General features: G+C 65.5%; 16 protein-coding genes. 9 read left to right on the top strand and 7 right to left on the bottom strand.

The features are described from left to right. Window positions 1–123: 123 nt before the first annotated feature. The 4 genes from MasN3_RS14350 to hmgA form a co-directional block, all read right to left on the bottom strand. The gene (locus tag MasN3_RS14350; protein ID WP_281907982.1) at window positions 124–825 is read right to left on the bottom strand and encodes an MBL fold metallo-hydrolase; all 702 of its coding nucleotides are present in this window, start codon (window positions 823–825) and stop codon (window positions 124–126) included. A 57-nt stretch (window positions 826–882) separates the two neighbouring features. Continuing rightward, entirely contained in the window at window positions 883–1,689 is an 807-nt protein-coding gene (locus MasN3_RS14345) for a TlpA disulfide reductase family protein (protein ID WP_281907980.1), read from the bottom strand. A gap of 57 nt (window positions 1,690–1,746) precedes the next feature. Further along, on the bottom strand, window positions 1,747–3,075 hold the full coding sequence (locus MasN3_RS14340; protein ID WP_307730355.1) for a hemolysin family protein: 1,329 nt from the start codon (window positions 3,073–3,075) through the stop codon (window positions 1,747–1,749). 116 nt (window positions 3,076–3,191) lie between these two features. Then, window positions 3,192–4,502: a homogentisate 1,2-dioxygenase gene (gene hmgA / locus MasN3_RS14335; protein ID WP_281907976.1), complete on the bottom strand. Its 1,311-nt coding sequence runs from the start codon at window positions 4,500–4,502 to the stop codon at window positions 3,192–3,194. A 150-nt stretch (window positions 4,503–4,652) separates the two neighbouring features. On the opposite strand from hmgA, the gene MasN3_RS14330 reads away from it, so the two are divergent. From MasN3_RS14330 to MasN3_RS14315, 4 genes are all read left to right on the top strand, one after another. Beyond that, on the top strand, window positions 4,653–5,558 hold the full coding sequence (locus tag MasN3_RS14330) for a LysR family transcriptional regulator (protein WP_281907974.1): 906 nt from the start codon (window positions 4,653–4,655) through the stop codon (window positions 5,556–5,558). Between the two features lie 73 nt (window positions 5,559–5,631). Continuing rightward, on the top strand, window positions 5,632–6,720 hold the full coding sequence (gene hppD, locus MasN3_RS14325) for a 4-hydroxyphenylpyruvate dioxygenase (protein WP_281907972.1): 1,089 nt from the start codon (window positions 5,632–5,634) through the stop codon (window positions 6,718–6,720). 80 nt (window positions 6,721–6,800) lie between these two features. Then, on the top strand, window positions 6,801–7,148 hold the full coding sequence (locus MasN3_RS14320) for a CidA/LrgA family protein (RefSeq protein ID WP_281907971.1): 348 nt from the start codon (window positions 6,801–6,803) through the stop codon (window positions 7,146–7,148). Then, complete coding sequence (locus MasN3_RS14315) at window positions 7,141–7,878, top strand: LrgB family protein (protein ID WP_281907969.1); 738 nt, start codon at window positions 7,141–7,143, stop codon at window positions 7,876–7,878. The genes MasN3_RS14320 and MasN3_RS14315 overlap by 8 nt, the downstream gene beginning before the upstream one ends. An 81-nt stretch (window positions 7,879–7,959) precedes the next feature. Here the strand turns inward: MasN3_RS14315 and MasN3_RS14310 are convergent, their stop codons facing one another. Then, window positions 7,960–8,556: a hemerythrin domain-containing protein gene (locus MasN3_RS14310; protein ID WP_281907968.1), complete on the bottom strand. Its 597-nt coding sequence runs from the start codon at window positions 8,554–8,556 to the stop codon at window positions 7,960–7,962. Window positions 8,557–8,908: 352 nt separating this feature from the next. Here MasN3_RS14310 and MasN3_RS14305 point away from each other — a divergent pair, with 352 nt between their 5' ends. Both MasN3_RS14305 and MasN3_RS14300 read left to right on the top strand, forming a co-directional pair. Continuing rightward, window positions 8,909–9,931 (top strand): manganese catalase family protein, encoded by a 1,023-nt coding sequence (locus tag MasN3_RS14305; RefSeq protein ID WP_281907966.1) that lies wholly within the window; start codon window positions 8,909–8,911, stop codon window positions 9,929–9,931. 55 nt (window positions 9,932–9,986) lie between these two features. Then, window positions 9,987–10,910: a ZIP family metal transporter gene (locus MasN3_RS14300; protein ID WP_281907964.1), complete on the top strand. Its 924-nt coding sequence runs from the start codon at window positions 9,987–9,989 to the stop codon at window positions 10,908–10,910. Window positions 10,911–10,928: 18 nt separating this feature from the next. Here MasN3_RS14300 and MasN3_RS14295 read toward each other — a convergent pair whose 3' ends face one another. Further along, window positions 10,929–11,573 carry a dienelactone hydrolase family protein gene (locus MasN3_RS14295; protein ID WP_281907963.1) on the bottom strand — a complete coding sequence of 215 codons (645 nt, stop codon included), beginning with the start codon at window positions 11,571–11,573 and terminating at the stop codon, window positions 10,929–10,931. Window positions 11,574–11,706: 133 nt separating this feature from the next. On the opposite strand from MasN3_RS14295, the gene MasN3_RS14290 reads away from it, so the two are divergent. Continuing rightward, on the top strand, window positions 11,707–12,294 hold the full coding sequence (locus MasN3_RS14290; RefSeq protein ID WP_281907961.1) for a TetR/AcrR family transcriptional regulator: 588 nt from the start codon (window positions 11,707–11,709) through the stop codon (window positions 12,292–12,294). Window positions 12,295–12,505: 211 nt separating this feature from the next. On the opposite strand, the gene MasN3_RS14285 is transcribed toward MasN3_RS14290, so the two are convergent. Further along, window positions 12,506–13,849, bottom strand: coding sequence for an MFS transporter (locus MasN3_RS14285; protein ID WP_281907960.1), 1,344 nt, complete (start codon window positions 13,847–13,849; stop codon window positions 12,506–12,508). Between the two features lie 191 nt (window positions 13,850–14,040). Here MasN3_RS14285 and cyoA point away from each other — a divergent pair, with 191 nt between their 5' ends. Then, window positions 14,041–15,087 (top strand): ubiquinol oxidase subunit II, encoded by a 1,047-nt coding sequence (cyoA, locus tag MasN3_RS14280; protein WP_281907959.1) that lies wholly within the window; start codon window positions 14,041–14,043, stop codon window positions 15,085–15,087. Between the two features lie 2 nt (window positions 15,088–15,089). Continuing rightward, on the top strand, window positions 15,090–17,093 hold the full coding sequence (gene cyoB, locus MasN3_RS14275; RefSeq protein ID WP_281907958.1) for a cytochrome o ubiquinol oxidase subunit I: 2,004 nt from the start codon (window positions 15,090–15,092) through the stop codon (window positions 17,091–17,093). Window positions 17,094–17,114 lie beyond the last annotated feature (21 nt).

The following is a 17,114-nucleotide window of genomic DNA, read 5'->3' as shown; positions in this document are numbered from 1 at the left end:
TCCGCCTTGGTGCACCGGCAAGAAAATTGCCGTGGGTGCAATATCGTTTCTGTGGATGCAAGATTATATCTGGAACTGACGAATTCGCTTGTTGCTTTTTAGAAGTAAAGTTCAGCCGCCGCCTTACACGCTGTGCGCCAGGCCCAGGTTGCGGTTGGCGGGCACCGCCACGTCCATCAATGTCGGGCGCGGCAGGTTCAGCGCGGCCATCAGGGCCACGAAGTCCTCGCGCGAGCGGCCGGCCAGGCGCGCGTTGTGGCGCTTTTCCCAGCCGATGGTGGAGACCGACTGGCCGCGATAGTCGTGGCCGGGCCAGACCCGGGTGGCCTCGTCGAGCACGAACAGCTTGCGGGTGACGCTGTCGTACAGGTTTTCCGCGCTGCCGCCCTGGAAGTCGGTGCGCCCGCAGCCGTCCACCAGCAGGGTGTCGCCGCTGAACAGGTTGCCGCGCCAGAGGTAGCACATGCTGCCCGCGGTATGGCCGGGCGTGTGGATCACGGCGATGTGCTCGCGCTCGCCGAACGAAATCAGGTCGCCGTCCTGCAGCTGCACCTCGGCCGGCGGAATGCCGCAGCCGCTCGGCACGCAGGCCTTGGCGCCGGTCAGGGCGCGCAGCTTGCCGGCCGAGGTGACGTGGTCGGCGTGGGCGTGGGTTTCCAGCACGTGGGTAAGCTTCAATCCGAGGCGCTCGATGTGGGCGAGGTCGCGCTGCCAGTGGCGGTCGACCGGGTCGATGATCACCGCGTCCCGGCTGTCCGGCGCGGACAGGAGGTAGGTGTAGGTCGAGGATTCGGCGTCGAACAGCTGGATCGGGTTCACTTGCATGGGCTCTCCTGGTTGCGGCCTGTGTTTTACCACAGCGGCGCGCGCAGGGGAAGGCGCCTAGCGCTCCAGCGCCGCCAGTTTTTCCCTGAGCGTGGCCTCCGACAGCTCTCCCACGTGCCGGAACCTCAGCACGCCCCGGGCGTCGTAGAACAGCGTGGTGGGAAAGCCCACCGAGCCGGTGCGCGCGGCCAGCTGTCCGGCCGGGTCGGTCACCACGTTCTCCATGCGCAGGCCCTGGGCCGTCAGGAAAGCCTGGACCGTGCCCGCGCTCTCGCGCTGGTTGACGAACACGAAGCCCAGGTCCGGCCGCTTGCGCTGCATCGCCGCCAGCGCCGGCATCTCGCGCCGGCAGGGCGGACACCAGGTGGCCCACAGGTTGACCACCAGGGGCTTGCCCTGGAAGCTCCTCAAGGGCAGCTCGCTGCCGTCGAGCCGGCGCACGCTCAGTTCCGGCAACGGCGCGTGCGCCGGCGCGAAGGCCGGCAGCAGCATGGCGCCGCCCATCCAGAGCGCGATCCCGGCCAGGCTCGAGACCAGCAGCGGGCGGCGCAGGGCCGGCGCGCGGCGGGTCAGCTCGGCGCCCACCACGCAGGCGACTACCAGGCCGGCGGTCGCGTCGAAGCCGCCGTCGCGAAAGTCGAGCGCGCGCCAGGGATGGTCGGCGAACAGGTCATGGTGGCGCAGCACGAACACGGCGCGCGCGGCCACGAAGCCGGCCAGCAGCATCTTCCACAGGATCGGGCCGGGATCGAGGCCGCGGCGGCGCCGGAACCACTCGGCCAGCAGGTTGGCCAGCAGGATGCCGCCCACGACCAGCAGCACGGCGGTGGGCAGGACCAGAGGGCCTAGGGTGAGAACGTCCATTGCGCGCGTTTCCTGGTTGAGATAGCGCGACGATACCGTAACAGGCTTAACAGAAGATTAATCCCGCTCGGGCTCGGGCTCCACCGGCACGTAGCGCGAGACCATGATGCGGTCGATGCGGTTGCCGTCCATGTCCATGACTTCGAAGCGCAAGCCCTCCCAGTCGACGATCTCGGCCGGCTTGGGGATGTAGCCGAGCTGGTACAGCAGGAAGCCGGCCAGGGTGTGATAGGCTCCTTCGTCCTCGCCGGGAAACTCGCAGGCGGTTTCCAGCACGTCGCGGAAGCGGTCGAGCGAGACCCCGCCGTCGAGCAGCCAGCTGCCGTCCGGGCGGCGCACGGCGTCGGCGTCGTGTTCCTCGCCGGCCACGCTGACGTCGCCCACCAGGGCGCTCATCACGTCGCTGAGCGTGACCATGCCCTGGATGTCGCCGTACTCGTCGACGATCAGGGCCAGCTCGGCGCGGTTCTTCTTGAACATCTCGAGCAGGGCCATGGCGCTCACGGTCTCGGGCACGTACAGCAGTTCCTGCACCGCGCCGTCGAGGTCGACCCCGTCGAGCGAGCCGGTGCGCACGGCCTGCGCGAACAGGTCGCGCGCCATCACGTAGCCCAGGATGTGCGAGCGGTCGCCGCGGCAGACCGGGTAGCGGCTGTAGGGATTGGTCGCGATCGCCTCCAGGTTCTTCTGACGCTCGTCCTCGAGGTCGAGGATCACCAGGTCGACGCGCGGCGTCATCAGGGACTTGAGGTGCTGGTCGTCCAGGCGCAGGGCGCGCTGCACGATGTCGTATTCGGTCTTCTCGAACACGCCGGTGTCGGCGCCTTCCTTGATCGAGCCGATGATGTCTTCCTCGGTCGGCGGCTCTTCCTTGGCTTCGCGGATGCCGAGCACGCGCACGATGGCGTTGGTGGTGAGGGACAGGAACTTCACGAACGGCGCCATCAGCACCGACAGCATGCGCAGCGGCTGCGAGATCAGGGTGGCTACCAATTCCGGGAAGGCCATCGCGATGCGCTTCGGAACCAGTTCGCCGAAGATGATCGAGGCCACCGTGATCGCGATCACGACCACGGCGAGCGCCGCTTCGCGCGCATAGGGTCCGATGACGGGGAGGGTGGCCAGTTCGGGCGTCAGGTGGCTGACCAGGGAGGCCTCGCCGAAGGCGCCGTTGAAAATGCCGATCAGGGTGATCCCGACCTGCACGGTCGAGAGGAAGTGACTGGGGTCGTCGGCCAGGTTGAGGGCGGCGCGCGCCCCGCGGCTTCCTTCTTCGGCGCGCCGCTCGAGGCGCATGCGCTTGGCCGAGACTAGTGCCAACTCGCTCATGGCGAACACTCCATTCATCAGAATGAGGAAGGAGATGATCAATATGTCGGTCAACACTGGCGCGGGGCCTCCGTCGGACTATCCGGGCCGCGACCGGTCACGCGCGAACATGGCGTATGCCACATCATCGCATGCCGGCAGGGGTTTGCGCCACACGAATTGTCAGGCTGTCATCATTGCCCCGAGGGGCGGAAATGCTTGCCGATCCCGGCCCAGCACTGCTGGTAGTCGGCTTGCTGCTGCGGCGAGGACAGGGCATGCGCAGTCGGCACCAGCACGTGGCGGGTCTCGAACATGAAGGCCATGGTGTCCGCCACCTTGTGCGGCGCGGCGGTGTTCGCGCTGCTGGCCTTCTCGAACGTGGCGGCGTCCGGCCCGTGCCCGCTCATGCAGTTGTGCAGGCTGGTGCCGCCCGGGACGAAACCTTCGGCCTTGGCGTCGTAGGCGCCGTGGATCAGGCCCATGAATTCGCTGGCCACGTTGCGGTGGAACCAGGGCGGACGGAAGGTGTCTTCGCCGACCAGCCAGCGCGGCGGGAAGATGACGAAATCGAGCGTGTCGACACCGGGCGTGTCGCTGGGCGACTGCAGCACCAGGAAGATCGACGGGTCCGGATGGTCGTAGCTGATCGAGCCGATGGTGTTGAAGTGGCGCAGGTCGTACTTGTAAGGAGCGTAGTTGCCGTGCCAGGCGACCACGTCCAGCGGCGAGTGGCCGATCGAGGCGCGCCACAGGCCGCCGCAGAACTTCGCCACCAGCTCGAAGTCGCCTTCCAGGTCCTCGTAGCGCGCGCAAGGCGTGAGGAAGTCGCGCGGATTGGCCAGGCCGTTCGAGCCGATCGGGCCCATGTCGGGCAGCTGCAGGAGGGCGCCGAAGTTCTCGCAGATGTAGCCGCTCGCCTGTCCGTCCGGCAGGCTCACCTGGAAGCGCACTCCGCGCGGAATCACGGCGATCTCCTGCGGTTCAACTTCCAGCAGTCCGAGCTCGGTGGCGATCGCGAGGCGCCCGGCTTGCGGCACCACCAGCAGTTCGCCGTCGGCGCTGTAGAAGTAGCGTCCTACCATGTCGCGGTTGGCGGCGTACAGGTGGATCGCGCAGCCGCTCATGCTTTCTGGCGAGCCGTTGCCGGCCATGGTGACCCAGCCCTCCAGGAAATCGGTCGGCGCGTCGGGCATCGGCAGCGGGCTCCAGCGCAGCTGGTTGGGCGGCGCCGGGGTGTCGAAGCGCGACACGATGCGGCCGGCGTCGATCGGCGTGAAGCTGCCGTGCACGGCGGCGGGGCGGATCCGGTATAGCCAGGAGCGGCGGTTGTGCTTGCGCGGGGCGGTGAAGGCGGTGCCGGAGATCTGTTCGGCATACAGGCCATAGGCCACGCGCTGCGGCGAATTGCGGTGCTGCGGCAGGGCGCCGGGCAGGGCCTCGGTGGCGAACTCGTTGCCGAATCCGCTCATGTATGCGCTCATGTCTGCGGTGGACTGGCTCATGCTCACTCTCATGGTGGTTGGATGCCGCTACTCTAGAAGAATCCCGCATGTTTTACGAGATGAATAGAAAAATGTAGACTATTCACCATCTAAATACTACTGGTCGCGCGCTGCGGCCGCGCCCACAATGCAGCCCAGGCAGAAAGCGCCATGATCGAACCGCACGACATCGACCTGAACCTGCTCTCGGTTTTCCAGGAAGTCTACCGGGAGCGCCAGATTTCCTCGGCCGCGCGCAGGCTGGGGCTGAGCCAGTCGGCGGTCAGCAATGCGCTGGCGCGGCTGCGCCGCGCCTTCGGCGACGAACTGTTCGTGCGCACCGCCTCGGGCATGCAGCCGACGCCGCTGGCGGCGCAGATGGCCGAGCCGATCGGCGTGGCGATGGCCCAGGTGGCCCTGGCGCTGAACCAGCGCAGCCGCTTCGATCCGGCCACCAGCAGCCGGCGCTTCGTGCTGGCGATGACGGACGTGGGCGAGATTTATTTCATGCCGACGCTGATCGAGCGCTGCAAGCTGCTGGCGCCGCTCGTCGAGATCAGTTCGGTGCGCGCAGGCAGCCTGTCGCTGAAGGAGGAGATGGAAGGCGGACGGGTGGACCTGGCGGTCGGGCCGTTCGAGGATATCTCGGAAGCGCTGTACCAACGCCAGCTGTTCCGCCAGCCCTACGTGACGATGTTCCGCAAGGGCCATCCGCTGGGGAAGGGAGAGGTGACGCTGGCGCGCTTCGTGAAGGCGGAGCACATGCTGGTCGATGCGAACGAGAGCCCGTACGACCGGATCAATGCGCTGCTGGCGCGCGCCGGCATCGGCCCCGCGGTGCGGTTCCGGGTGCCGCACTTCACGGCGGTGCCGTATATGGCGGCAACGTCGGACCTGGTGGTCACGGTGCCGCAGAAGCTGGCCGAGCGGGCGGCGGTCCCCTTCGGCCTGGAATGGATCGTGCCGCCTTTGGAACTGCCCGCGCTGCAGACCAATGTGTTCTGGCACCGGCGCTACAACCAGGATCCGGGCAACCAGTGGCTGCGCGGGTTACTGGCGGAAGTATTTGCAGAGTAGGACCTAGTTTGATTGAGCGGCCATGCCGAGACACATGGCCCACCTGACCAACGAGACACAAGGAAGAGAAGAAATGGCAGACCTGTTTGAGAACCCCATGGGGCTGATGGGCTTCGAGTTCGTCGAGTTCGCGTCGCCGACGCCGGGCGTGCTGGAAGAAGTGTTCGAGAAGCTGGGCTTCACCAAGGTGGCGGTGCACCGCTCGAAGCAGGTGGCCTTGTACCGCCAGGGCGGCATCAACTTCATCATCAACAACGAGCCCAAGAGCTACGCCGCCTACTTCGCCGCCGAACACGGACCCTCGGCCTGCGGCATGGCCTTCCGCGTCAAGGATGCGCACAAGGCCTATGCGCGCGCGCTCGAACTGGGCGCCCAGGCGGTCGAGATCCCGACCGGGCCGATGGAGCTGCGCCTGCCGGCCATCAAGGGCATCGGCGGCGCGCCGCTGTACCTGATCGACCGCTTCGAGGACGGCAAGTCGATCTATGACATCGACTTCGAATTCATCGAGGGCGTCGAGCGCAACCCGGTCGGCCACGGCTTGAAGATCATCGACCACCTGACCCACAACGTCTACCGCGGCCGCATGGCCTTCTGGGCCGGTTTCTACGAGAAGCTGTTCAACTTCCGCGAGATCCGCTATTTCGACATCAAGGGCGAGTACACCGGCCTGACCTCGAAAGCCATGACCGCGCCGGACGGCATGATCCGCATCCCGCTGAACGAAGAGGGCAAGGCCGGCGGCGGCCAGATCGAGGAATTCCTGATGCAGTTCAACGGCGAAGGCATCCAGCACATCGCGCTGCTCACCGATGACCTGATCAAGACCGTGGACAGCCTGCGCGAAGCCGGCGTGCCGCTGATGAAGGCGCCGCCCGACACCTATTACGAAATGCTGGACGGCCGGGTGCCGGGTCACGGCGAGAATCCGGAAGAGCTGAAGGCCCGCGGCCTGCTGCTGGACGGCGCGGTCAAGGACGGCAATGCGCGCCTGCTGCTGCAGATTTTTTCGGAAACCCAGCTCGGCCCGGTGTTCTTCGAGTTCATCCAGCGTAAGGGCGACGACGGCTTCGGCGAAGGCAACTTCAAGGCACTGTTCGAATCGATCGAGCGCGACCAGCTGCGCCGCGGCGCGATCGCCGGCGCCACCGCACCGGCCTGAGTTCCGTAAGCGGGGCGGGGCGGCGCACGCCGTCCGCCCCGTTTTGCTATCCTGAGCGCTTTGCCTCGTCTAGAAGCCTCATGCTCGCCGCCTTCACCATCCTCCTGCTGTTCCAGTGCCTCGGCGAAGGCATCGTCTTCCTGCTGAAACTTCCGCTTCCCGGCCCGGTGGCCGGCATGCTGCTCCTGATGGCCGCCTTGCTCGCCTGGCCGGCGCTGGAAAAGCGCATCGAGGACGCCGCCAATACCCTGCTGTCGCACCTGTCCCTGCTGTTCGTCCCGGCCGGCGTCGGCGTCTATGCCACCGCCGCCAGCGGCAGCGGCCACTGGTTCGCCATCCTCGCCGCGCTGGTCGCCAGCACCGCGCTGACCCTGGCCGTCACCGGCCTGCTGCTGCGCGGCCTCGGCAAGAAGGGCGGCGATGCCTGAGCTGAGCGATTTCTCCCAGTTCTGGGTCTACCTGTCGGCTTCGCCCCTGCTGGGCCTGACCATGACCCTGTGCGCCTACCTGCTCGCCCACCGGATCACCGCCTTCTTCAAGGGCGCCCCGCTGGCCAATCCGGTGGCGATCTCGATCGCCCTGGTGGTGCTGGTGCTGTGGCTGTCCGGCATGTCCTACCAGCGCTACTTCGCCGGCGCCCAGTTCGTCCACTTCCTGCTCGGTCCCGCCACCGTGGCCCTGGCGCTGCCGCTGGTGCGCCAGCTGCCGCGCCTGCGCCGCGCCTTTGTGCCGCTGGCGTTCGCCCTGGTGCTCGGATCGGTGACCGCGATCGTCTCCAGCGTGGCGATCGCGCTGCTGCTGGGCGCCAGTCCCGAGCTGGCCGCCACCCTGGGCCCGAAATCGGCCACCTCGCCGATCGCGATGGCGGTGTCGGAGCGCCTGGGCGGGATTCCGGCGCTGACGGCGGCGCTGGTGATCGGCACCGGCATCCTCGGGGCGATCACCGGGCCCTGGCTGTTCGACCGCCTGCGCATTGCCTCGCCCGCCGCGCGCGGCTTCGCCCTCGGCCTGGCCTCGCACGGCATCGGCACCGCCAGGGCGTTCCAATCCAGCGCCGAGATGGGCGCCTTTGCCGGGCTGGCGATGGGACTGAACGGGGCGCTGACGGCCTTGGTCGCCCCTGGGCTGGTGCCGGCGGTGATGCGCTGGCTCGGCTGAGCAAGCCGAACATGCTTCGCACTGGCGCCGGCTGCAAAAAAAGACCGGCCTGGCTGCCGGTCGCGGGTAGCGCCCGATCGGTCAGGCCGGATTCGACTTCCAGGTCTTCTTCGGTCCGAAGGCCTTGACGGCAAACAGCGCGCTGGCCAGGCCCACCACCAGGGCGGCGCCGCTGCCGCCGAAGCCGACCGCGTGCTCCTTGGCCAGCTTGCCGGCCTTCGGCCCCACCAGCTGCATGCGGCGGCGGGTCATCTGGGCGCCCAGCTCGGACAGGGCCTCGCGGCTCAGCTTGGCCTCGGCATGCGGCAGCAGGGTGGTTTCCTCGTCGGCCACGTGGTGCATCACGTCGCGCATCAGTTCCATCACCAGCTTGTCGTGGCGCGGGTCGGAGCCGCTGGTGCGGCGCAGTTCGGCGATCAGGCGGCGCATTTCCATGTGTTCGGGTTCGGCCTTGTGCATGAAGGGCTCGCCCGAGTCGCGCTGGCGCATCACCGGATAGAAGATCTCTTCCTCGAGGGTTGCGTGGATCTCGAGGGCGTCGCAGATCGTATCGGCCAGGGCCTTTTTGACGCGCGCCGGTTTGTCCTTCTCGTACTGGTGGAAGGTGACCATCACGTGCGAATGGTCGAAGCGGATCATGTTGGTAATCGTCGGGCTCAGCTTATTCAGGTTAAACATCGTTACCCCCTTTATGGTCAGTTATTCAACATGGTAGTGCCGCGCCACTCGTCTTTACTGTAGGAGTACGCGCCGCGCACCTGTCGGTCGGCAGCGCAGGCCAGCGCGCGTGCCCGCCCGCATCCTGTCAGCGCCGGCAAAAGCAGCCCGATAAATACTCTTATTTATCAATTTCAACATTTCCATCAAGTTCATTAATTGTCGCTCTATTCCTACAAGGGCACGCGCGAACACCTGATCCTCACTGCAGGGTCAAACTGCCAACATGAGACATGCGGTTGCCGGCCACGGCAGGCAGCCAAGGAATGGCGTCGCCCCGGCGTCCAATGACTCACAACGGGAGGAATTGTCCATGTTTGCACACAATAAACGCCTGCAGTACACGGTCCGCGTCAGCGAACCCAACCCGGCTCTGGCCAACCTGATGCTGGAACAGTTCGGCGGCCCGCAAGGCGAACTCGCCGCGGCCATGCGCTACTTCACCCAGGCCGTATCGGAAGACGATCCAGGCCGCAAGGACATGCTGTTCGACATCGCCACCGAGGAGCTCAGCCACCTCGAGGTGATCGGCCACATCGTCGCCATGCTGAACAAGGGCGCCAAGGGCCGCCTGGCGGAAGCCGTCGACAGCGAAGCCGACATGTACAAGGCGATTACCGGCCCGGGCAACGACAGCCACATCACCCAGGTGCTGTACGGCGCCGGCACCCCGCTGGTCAACTCGGCCGGCGTGCCATGGACCGCGGCCTACATCGACTCGATCACCGAACCGACCGCCGACCTGCGCTCGAACATCGCGGCCGAGGCGCGCGCCAAGATCGTCTACGAGCGCCTGATCGCCCTGACCGACGACCCGGGCGTGAAGGAGGCGCTGGGCTTCCTGATGACGCGTGAAGTGGCGCACCAGAAGTCCTTCGAGAAGGCGCTGTACGCCATCGAGCCGAACTTCCCGGTGGGTAAAATGCCGGCCGACCCGCGTTTCGCCAGCGTGTACTACAACATGTCGCAGGGTCCGGGCGAGATGCGCGGTCCCTGGAACCAGGGCGCCGACTGGGACTTCGTCACCGACCGCGAGAAGCAGATGGCGGTGGACGGCGGCTCGGGCGAAGCCGAAGTGGCCCTGCCGAGCGGCGACATCGACATCCTCAAGCAGATGGCGATGCGCACCATGTCCGATCCGATGTCCTCGCCGCGCACCGGCGCCGAACTCGGTATGAGCATGCAGTCGGCCGGCGGTGGTACGATGGCCGGACAATCCGGCAGCGCCATGGGCAGCGCCCAGGTCGCCTCGAAAGGCGGCCAGCTGGACGATACCGGCATGGGCAAGCTCCAGGACAAGGGCACCGCCAAGGGCATGAAGGCAATGAAGAAGTAAGCATGCGTCGCGCGGCCCCTTCAAGCCGGCCGCGCGGCATTTCCTTAAGGTTTGCATGGATACGAATGCTGACAAAGCGCATGAAAACCGGCTGGTCGCCCTGCGGGCCCTGCTGCGCGCGCTGACCTTGCGCCGCGTCGTCGGTTTCCTGATCTGCAGTGTCGGCTGCATCCTCCTGCTCGGCAGCCTGGCCGAGCAGCTCATGAACGCCAATCCCAAGATGCGCCTGGCCTTGCTGGGCGGCGGCACCGCCGCGGCAGCCACCGCGCTGGGCACCTTGCCGGTCCTGTTCGCCCAGAATTTCTCGAAACGCAGCTACGACTGCTTCCTCGGTTTCGGCGCCGGCGTGATGCTCGGCGCGACCGCGTTTTCGCTCGTGATCCCGTCGATTGCCGCGGCCAAGGCGGCCGGCGCCGGCAACTGGGAAGCGAGCCTGATGACCGGCGCCGGCATCATGGCGGGGGCGGGGGCGATCCTGCTGCTCAGCTGCGCCGTGCATTCCGACGACATCCTGGCGCAGGGCGATGCCGGCATGTCGATTCGCCGCGCCTGGCTGTTCGTCTGGGCCGTGGCCCTGCACAACCTGCCCGAGGGGATGGCGATCGGCGTCGGCTATGCCGGCATCGACCTCGAGAAGGCCAACGCGCTGACCACCGGGATCTCGATCCAGGACGTCCCCGAAGGACTGGTGGTGGCGCTTGCCCTGCGTACGGTCGGCTACAGCCGCCTCACCGCGGTGGGCCTGGGCGTCGTTTCCGGCCTGATCGAACCGGTGGCGGCCGCCTTCGGCGTCGCGCTGATCGGCATTGCCGGCGGCTTGCTGCCGTTTGCGCTGGCGGCGGCGGGCGGGGCGATGCTCCTGGTAATCGTCAATGACGTGATCCCCGAATACCGCCAGAACGGCAACGGCACCTTCGCCAGCATCGCGCTGGTGTTCGGCTTCATCCTGATGACGGTGCTCGATACGGCGCTGGCCTGACGGCCCAGCGTGGGCCGCTCATGGAGGGACCAGGTGGCGGACGAACCAGTCGGCGGCGGCCTCGGCCACTTCGTCCAGCTTGCCGGGTTCCTCGAACAGATGGGTGGCGCCAGGGATGACCAGCAGCTGCTTGTCGCAGCGCAGGACGGAAAGGGCCTGGCGATTCAGGTCGACCACCACGCCATCGTCGCCGCCGACGATCAGGAGCGTGGGCGCGACCACCGTGGCCAGGGCTGCTGCCCCGGCCAGGTCGGGCCGGCCGCTGCGCGAGACCACCGCCGCGATCCCTGAGCCGTCGCGCGCCGCCAGCCGCAGGGCGGCGGCGGCGCCGGTGCTGGCGCCGAACAGGCCGAGCGACAGCGGGGCGGTCAGCGCTTCGGTGCCAAGCCAGAACGCCGCCAGGCCCAGGCGCTCGGTCAGCAGGGCGATGTCGAAACGGTGTTCGTCGCGGCGCTCTTCGTCCGCGCCCAGCAGGTCGAGCAGGAGGGTGCCGATGCCGGCATCGCGCAGGCGCGCAGCCACCAGCTGGTTGCGCGGACTGTGGCGGCCGCTGCCGCTGCCGTGCGCGAACAGCACCATGCCGATCGGCGCCGCAGGCAGCGCGAGCATGCCTTCCATCCGGGCCGGCCCTGCTGCAATCGTGACCGGTTCCTTGCGCGTCATGGCGATCCACCTCACTGAGGGCTTGGACCACGTCCCTTCGCAAAAATTCGGCCGGGACTATAGTGAACGGTAAACTTGACTCCGGAAATATGATGGGAATAATATGATGTAGATCATATCAACGGAGATTGTGATGAGTACCTCGGCAAAAGCGAGCAAGCGCGAGCAGTCCCACCACCGCATCGTCGAAGCCGCCAGCCGGGCGGTGCGTCGCCACGGCTATGCTGGTGTCGGGGTGGCCGAGGTCATGAAGGAGGCCGGCCTGACCCACGGCGGCTTCTACGCCCATTTCGAGTCGCGCGACGCCTTGCTGGTCGAGGCGATCGAGCACGCGGGTGCGATCAGCAGCGCCGTGCTGGACGAGCGCATGGCGGCGCGCACCCCAGATGCCGGCACCCCGCTGCAAGCGCTGATCGAGCTCTACTTGTCCGACGAGCAGCTTGCGCACCCGGAGCAGGGTTGCGTGGTGGCGGCGCTGGCCAGCGAGATGCCGCGCCAGGGTCAGGCGGTGCGCACGGCGTCGGCGCAGCGGGTCGACCGCCTGGTGCGGCGGGTCGCGGCGGCGCTGCCGGAAGGCGCCGACCCGGCCCTGGCCGGCGTGATTGCCGGGTCCCTGGTGGGTAACCTGCAGCTGGCCCGCATCCACGGCGACAATGCCGAGGGCAGGACGGCGCTGGCCGCGGCGCGGCGCTCGCTGGCGGCGCTGTTCGCTTCCGCTTGATGCGCGCCTGCCGCCTGAGGCGGAGGGCTTACCAAACGTAAAATATGATTCAAATCATATGATCTGAATCATATTTTGAATCATAATATGATCATTATCATATGACGCTAATCATTTTCAATCGACGGGTTCGATGGGTTGCTGTGCAGTTCGACGAAAAAACGCCCCGGGCGCCAGGCGCCGCGGGGCGTTTCGGATCCGGCAGCTCGTCTTAGTCGCGGATTTCCAGCGCCCGGTTCAGGCTCAGCGCCGCCAGCGAACCGACCGCACCCGAGAGCAGGTAGAGCGACACATAGCCCAGGCCGAAGTGCGCCGACAGGCCCAGTGCGACCAGCGGGGCGAAAGCCGCGCCGACCAGCCAGGCCAGGTCCGAGGTCAGGGCGGCGCCGGTGTAGCGGTACTGCTGCTTGAAGTTCGCGGTCACCGCACCGGCCGCCTGGCCATAGGACAGGCCCAGCAGCGTGAAGCCGACCAGGATGAAGGTGTTCTGGCCGGTGACGCCGCCATCCATCAGCGAAGGTACGGCGAGCGAGAACAGGCCGATCAGCACGGCCAGGGTGCCGAGGGTGGTGCGGCGGCCGACGCGGTCGGCGATGAAGCCCGAGGCAAAGATTGCCAGCACCGCCAGGCCGGCGCCCCACATCTGGATCACCAGGAACTCGTCCATCGGGCGGGTATCGTAGAGCTGGATCCAGGACAGCGGGAACACGGTCACCAGGTGGAACAGCGCGTAGCTGGCCAGGGCGGCGAGCGCGCCGATGGCGATGTTGCTGCCCTGTGATTTGACCAGTTCGCCGACCGGGGCCGGATCGAGTTCATGGGCATCGAGCAGGCGCGAATACTCGCTGGTCGAGACCAGACGCAGGCGCGCGAACAGGGCCACGATGTTGATCGCGAAGGCGCAGAAGAACGGGAAGCGCCAGCCCCATACCAGGAAGTCGTCCTGCGACAGGTTGGCCAGCAGGTAGGCAAACAGGCCGGCGGCGATCAGGAAGCCGACCGGGGCGGCCAACTGGCCCAGCATCGCATAGAAACCGCGCTTGTTTTCCGGCGCCGACAGGGCCAGCAGCGAGGGCAGGCCGTCCCAGGAGCCGCCCTGGGCGACGCCCTGGCCGATGCGCATCAGGGACAGGATGACGATGGCCGCCACCCCGATCCGGTCGTAGGACGGCAGGAAGGAGATGACCACGGTGCTGGTGCCCATCAGGAACAGGGCGATGGTGAGCTTGATTTCGCGGCTGAACCGGGTTTGCAGCCACATGAACACCACCGTGCCCAGCGGGCGCGCGATGAATGCGAACGAAAAAACGATAAACGAGTAGAGTGTCGCTTCAAGCCGGTCAGCCCACGGGAAAAAAACCGCAGGGAACACTAGTACTGAAGCAATTGCGTAGACGAAGAACTCGAAATATTCCGAGGCGCGGCCGATGACCACGCCGACGGCGATTTCGCCCGGATGGATTTCGCCGTCCCGGGAATTGATGTTGCGAGCCCCGCTGGTAGGGTGGGTGATGGGAGCGGCACCTGCGCCGCCGTACGTCGTCGTGCTTTGCATATCTTCGTCTCCTTGGGGTCAGCCCGGCCTGCGGCAGTTCGAGCGTCCCACCTGTTCTATTGTTTTAACGACATCCCAGCGATGTCGTAATTGCAATATAGCAAGGGTGGGACAAAGTGTCCAATGGTTGCCGTAGGCCGTTGGCGTTACAGTAGCATGTTCTTATTCCCATGTAACGTTAGATACCTAGCATGATTCCTAAAATTGTCCGCCGCGGACTCCCATTACTTCCGCTTGCAGCGCTGGCTGGCTGCAATACGGTCGTCTTGAATCCCACCGGCGATATTGCAAAACAGCAGGCAGACCTGATTACCATTTCTGTCCTGCTCATGTTGATCATCATCGTCCCGGTGATGATCCTGACGGTCCTGTTCGCATGGCGTTATCGCAAGAGCGCGAATGCGAAATACGAACCGGACTGGGACCACTCGACCAAGCTCGAGCTCGTGATCTGGGGCGCACCGCTCCTGATCATCATCGTCCTCGGCCTGATCACCTGGGTCTCGACCCACAAGCTGGACCCGTATCGTCCGCTCGACCGTCTCGACGAGAACCGTCCGATTCCGGCCTCGACCAAGCCGCTCGAAGTGCAGGTCGTGGCGCTCGACTGGAAGTGGCTGTTCATCTATCCGGAGCAGGGCATCGCTTCGGTGAACGAACTGGTCACCCCGGTGGACGTGCCGATCCGCTTCAAGATCACCTCGTCGACCGTGATGAACACCTTCTACATCCCGACGCTGGCCGGCATGATCTATGCGATGCCGGGCATGGAGACGACCCTGAACGCTGTGCTGAACAAGCCGGGCGACTACAAGGGCCTGTCCGCCAACTTCAGCGGCGAGGGCTTCTCGCACATGCACTTCGCCTACAAGGGCGTGACCGGCGGCGAGTTCGACGCCTGGGTGCAGAACATGAAGTCCAAGCCGGGCGTGCTGGACCGTGCCGACTACCTGAACCTGGAAAAGCCCTCCGTGCGCGAGCCGGTGCGCTACTACGGCCAGGTGGAAAACGCGCTGTTCAACCGCATCCTGAACCGCTGCGTGGCCGAAGGCAACGTCTGCATGAACGAGCAGATGGCCCAGGACCACAAGCGCAACGCGATCGCGGCCGCGGCCAAGCGCCTGCCGAGCAAGGCGCAGCTGGAACAGATGGCCCAGCTGGCGGAAGCGGAAATGTGCATCACGCCGGAAGCCGGTGGCCCGGCCGTCGTCATTCCTAATTATTCTGTGAAGAAGTAATCATGCAAGACTCTCTCGACCTGACGAAGCTACTCTTCGGTCGGCTCAGCTGGGACGCGATTCCGTTCCACGAACCGATCCTGATCGCGACCTTCGCCGGCGTGATCGTCGGTGGCCTGGCCCTGGTGGCCCTGATCACCTACTTCCGCCAGTGGGGCAACTTGTGGCACAACTGGTTCACCAGTATCGACCACAAGAAAATCGGTATCATGTACATGATCCTCGGCATCATCATGTTCCTGCGCGGCTTCGCCGACGCCTTGATGATGCGCGCCCAGCAGGCTTTCGCCTTCGGCGCCAACAAGGGCTTCCTGCCGCCGGACCACTACGACCAGATCTTCACCGCCCACGGCGTGATCATGATCTTCTTCGTGGCGATGCCGTTCGTGACGGGCCTGATGAACTACGTCGTGCCGCTGCAGATCGGCGCCCGCGACGTCGCTTTCCCGTTCCTGAACAACTTCTCGTTCTGGATGACCACCATGGGCGCCGTGCTGGTCATGGCCTCGCTGTTCGTGGGTGAATTCGCACGCACCGGCTGGCTGGCCTATCCGCCGCTGTCGGGCATCCTGGCAAGTCCGGGGGTCGGCGTCGACTACTACATCTGGTCATTGCAGATCGCGGGGGTAGGTACCTTGCTATCGGGCGTCAACCTGATCGTCACCATCGTCAAGATGCGTGCGCCGGGCATGGGCCTGATGAAGATGCCGGTGTTCGTCTGGACCTCGCTGTGCACCAACATCCTGATCGTGATCACCTTCCCGATCCTGACCGCCGTGCTGGCCATGCTGGGCATGGACCGCCTGTTCGACACCGCGTTCTTCACGAACGACCGTGGCGGCAACGCGATGATGTACGTGAACCTGATCTGGATCTGGGGCCACCCCGAGGTCTACATCCTGATCCTGCCGGCCTTCGGCATCTTCTCGGAAGTCGTCTCGACCTTCTGCGGCAAGCGCCTGTTCGGCTATACCTCGATGGTCTATGCGACCTGCGTCATCATGGTGCTGTCGTACCTGGTGTGGCTGCACCACTTCTTCACCATGGGCAGCGGCGCGAGCGTGAACTCGTTCTTCGGCATCACCACGATGATCATCTCGATCCCGACCGGCGCCAAGATCTTCAACTGGCTGTTCACGATGTACCGCGGCCGTATCCGCTTCGAACTGCCGATGATGTGGACCGTGTCGTTCATGCTGACCTTCGTCATCGGCGGCATGACCGGCGTGATGCTGGCCATTCCGGCGGCCGACTTCGTGCTGCACAACTCGCTGTTCCTGATCGCGCACTTCCATAACGTGATCATCGGCGGCGTCGTGTTCGGCCTGTTCGCCGGCTTCAACTACTGGGCACCGAAGATGTTCGGCGTCAAGCTCAACCAGTTCTGGGGCCACGTGTCCTTCTGGCTGTGGTCGATCGGCTTCTGGGTCGCGTTCACCCCGCCGTACATCCTGGGCTTCATGGGCGTCACCCGCCGCATGAGCCACTTCGAAGATCCGTCGATCCAGTGGCTGTTCCAGATTTCGCTGGTCGGCACCCTGATGATCGCCGGCGGTATCGGCGCCCTGCTGCTGCAGTGCTTCTTCACCTGGAAAGACCGCGCCAAGCTGCGTGACGTCACCGGCGACCCGTGGGATGGCCGTACGCTGGAGTGGGCGACCTCGTCGCCACCGCCGGACTACAACTTCGCGTTCACCCCGGTCGTGCACGACAACGACACCTTCGCCGACATGAAGAAGAACGGCTACCAGCGTCCGCTGAAGGACTTCGTGCCGATTCACATGCCTAAAAACACCTGGGCCGGCTTCGTCATCTCGGCACTGGCATGCGCGGTGGGCTTCGCGATCATCTGGCACATGTGGCTGCTGGTCGGCCTGTCCTTCGTCGCCATGATGGCCGCGATCATCGTCCACACCTTCAACTACAAGCGCGATTTCTACATCCCGGCGGAAGAAGTGGCCCGCACCGAGGAAGCGCATACCCGTCTGATGAAGAGCTACGTCTGAAACGATTATGGCAAATAATGT

This window comes from Massilia varians, from assembly GCF_027923905.1.
In the GTDB taxonomy this organism is placed as follows: domain Bacteria; phylum Pseudomonadota; class Gammaproteobacteria; order Burkholderiales; family Burkholderiaceae_D; genus Telluria; species Telluria varians_B.
Note: the sequence above shows the minus strand (reverse complement) of the source record. Positions and strands in the feature narration are given on the sequence as shown.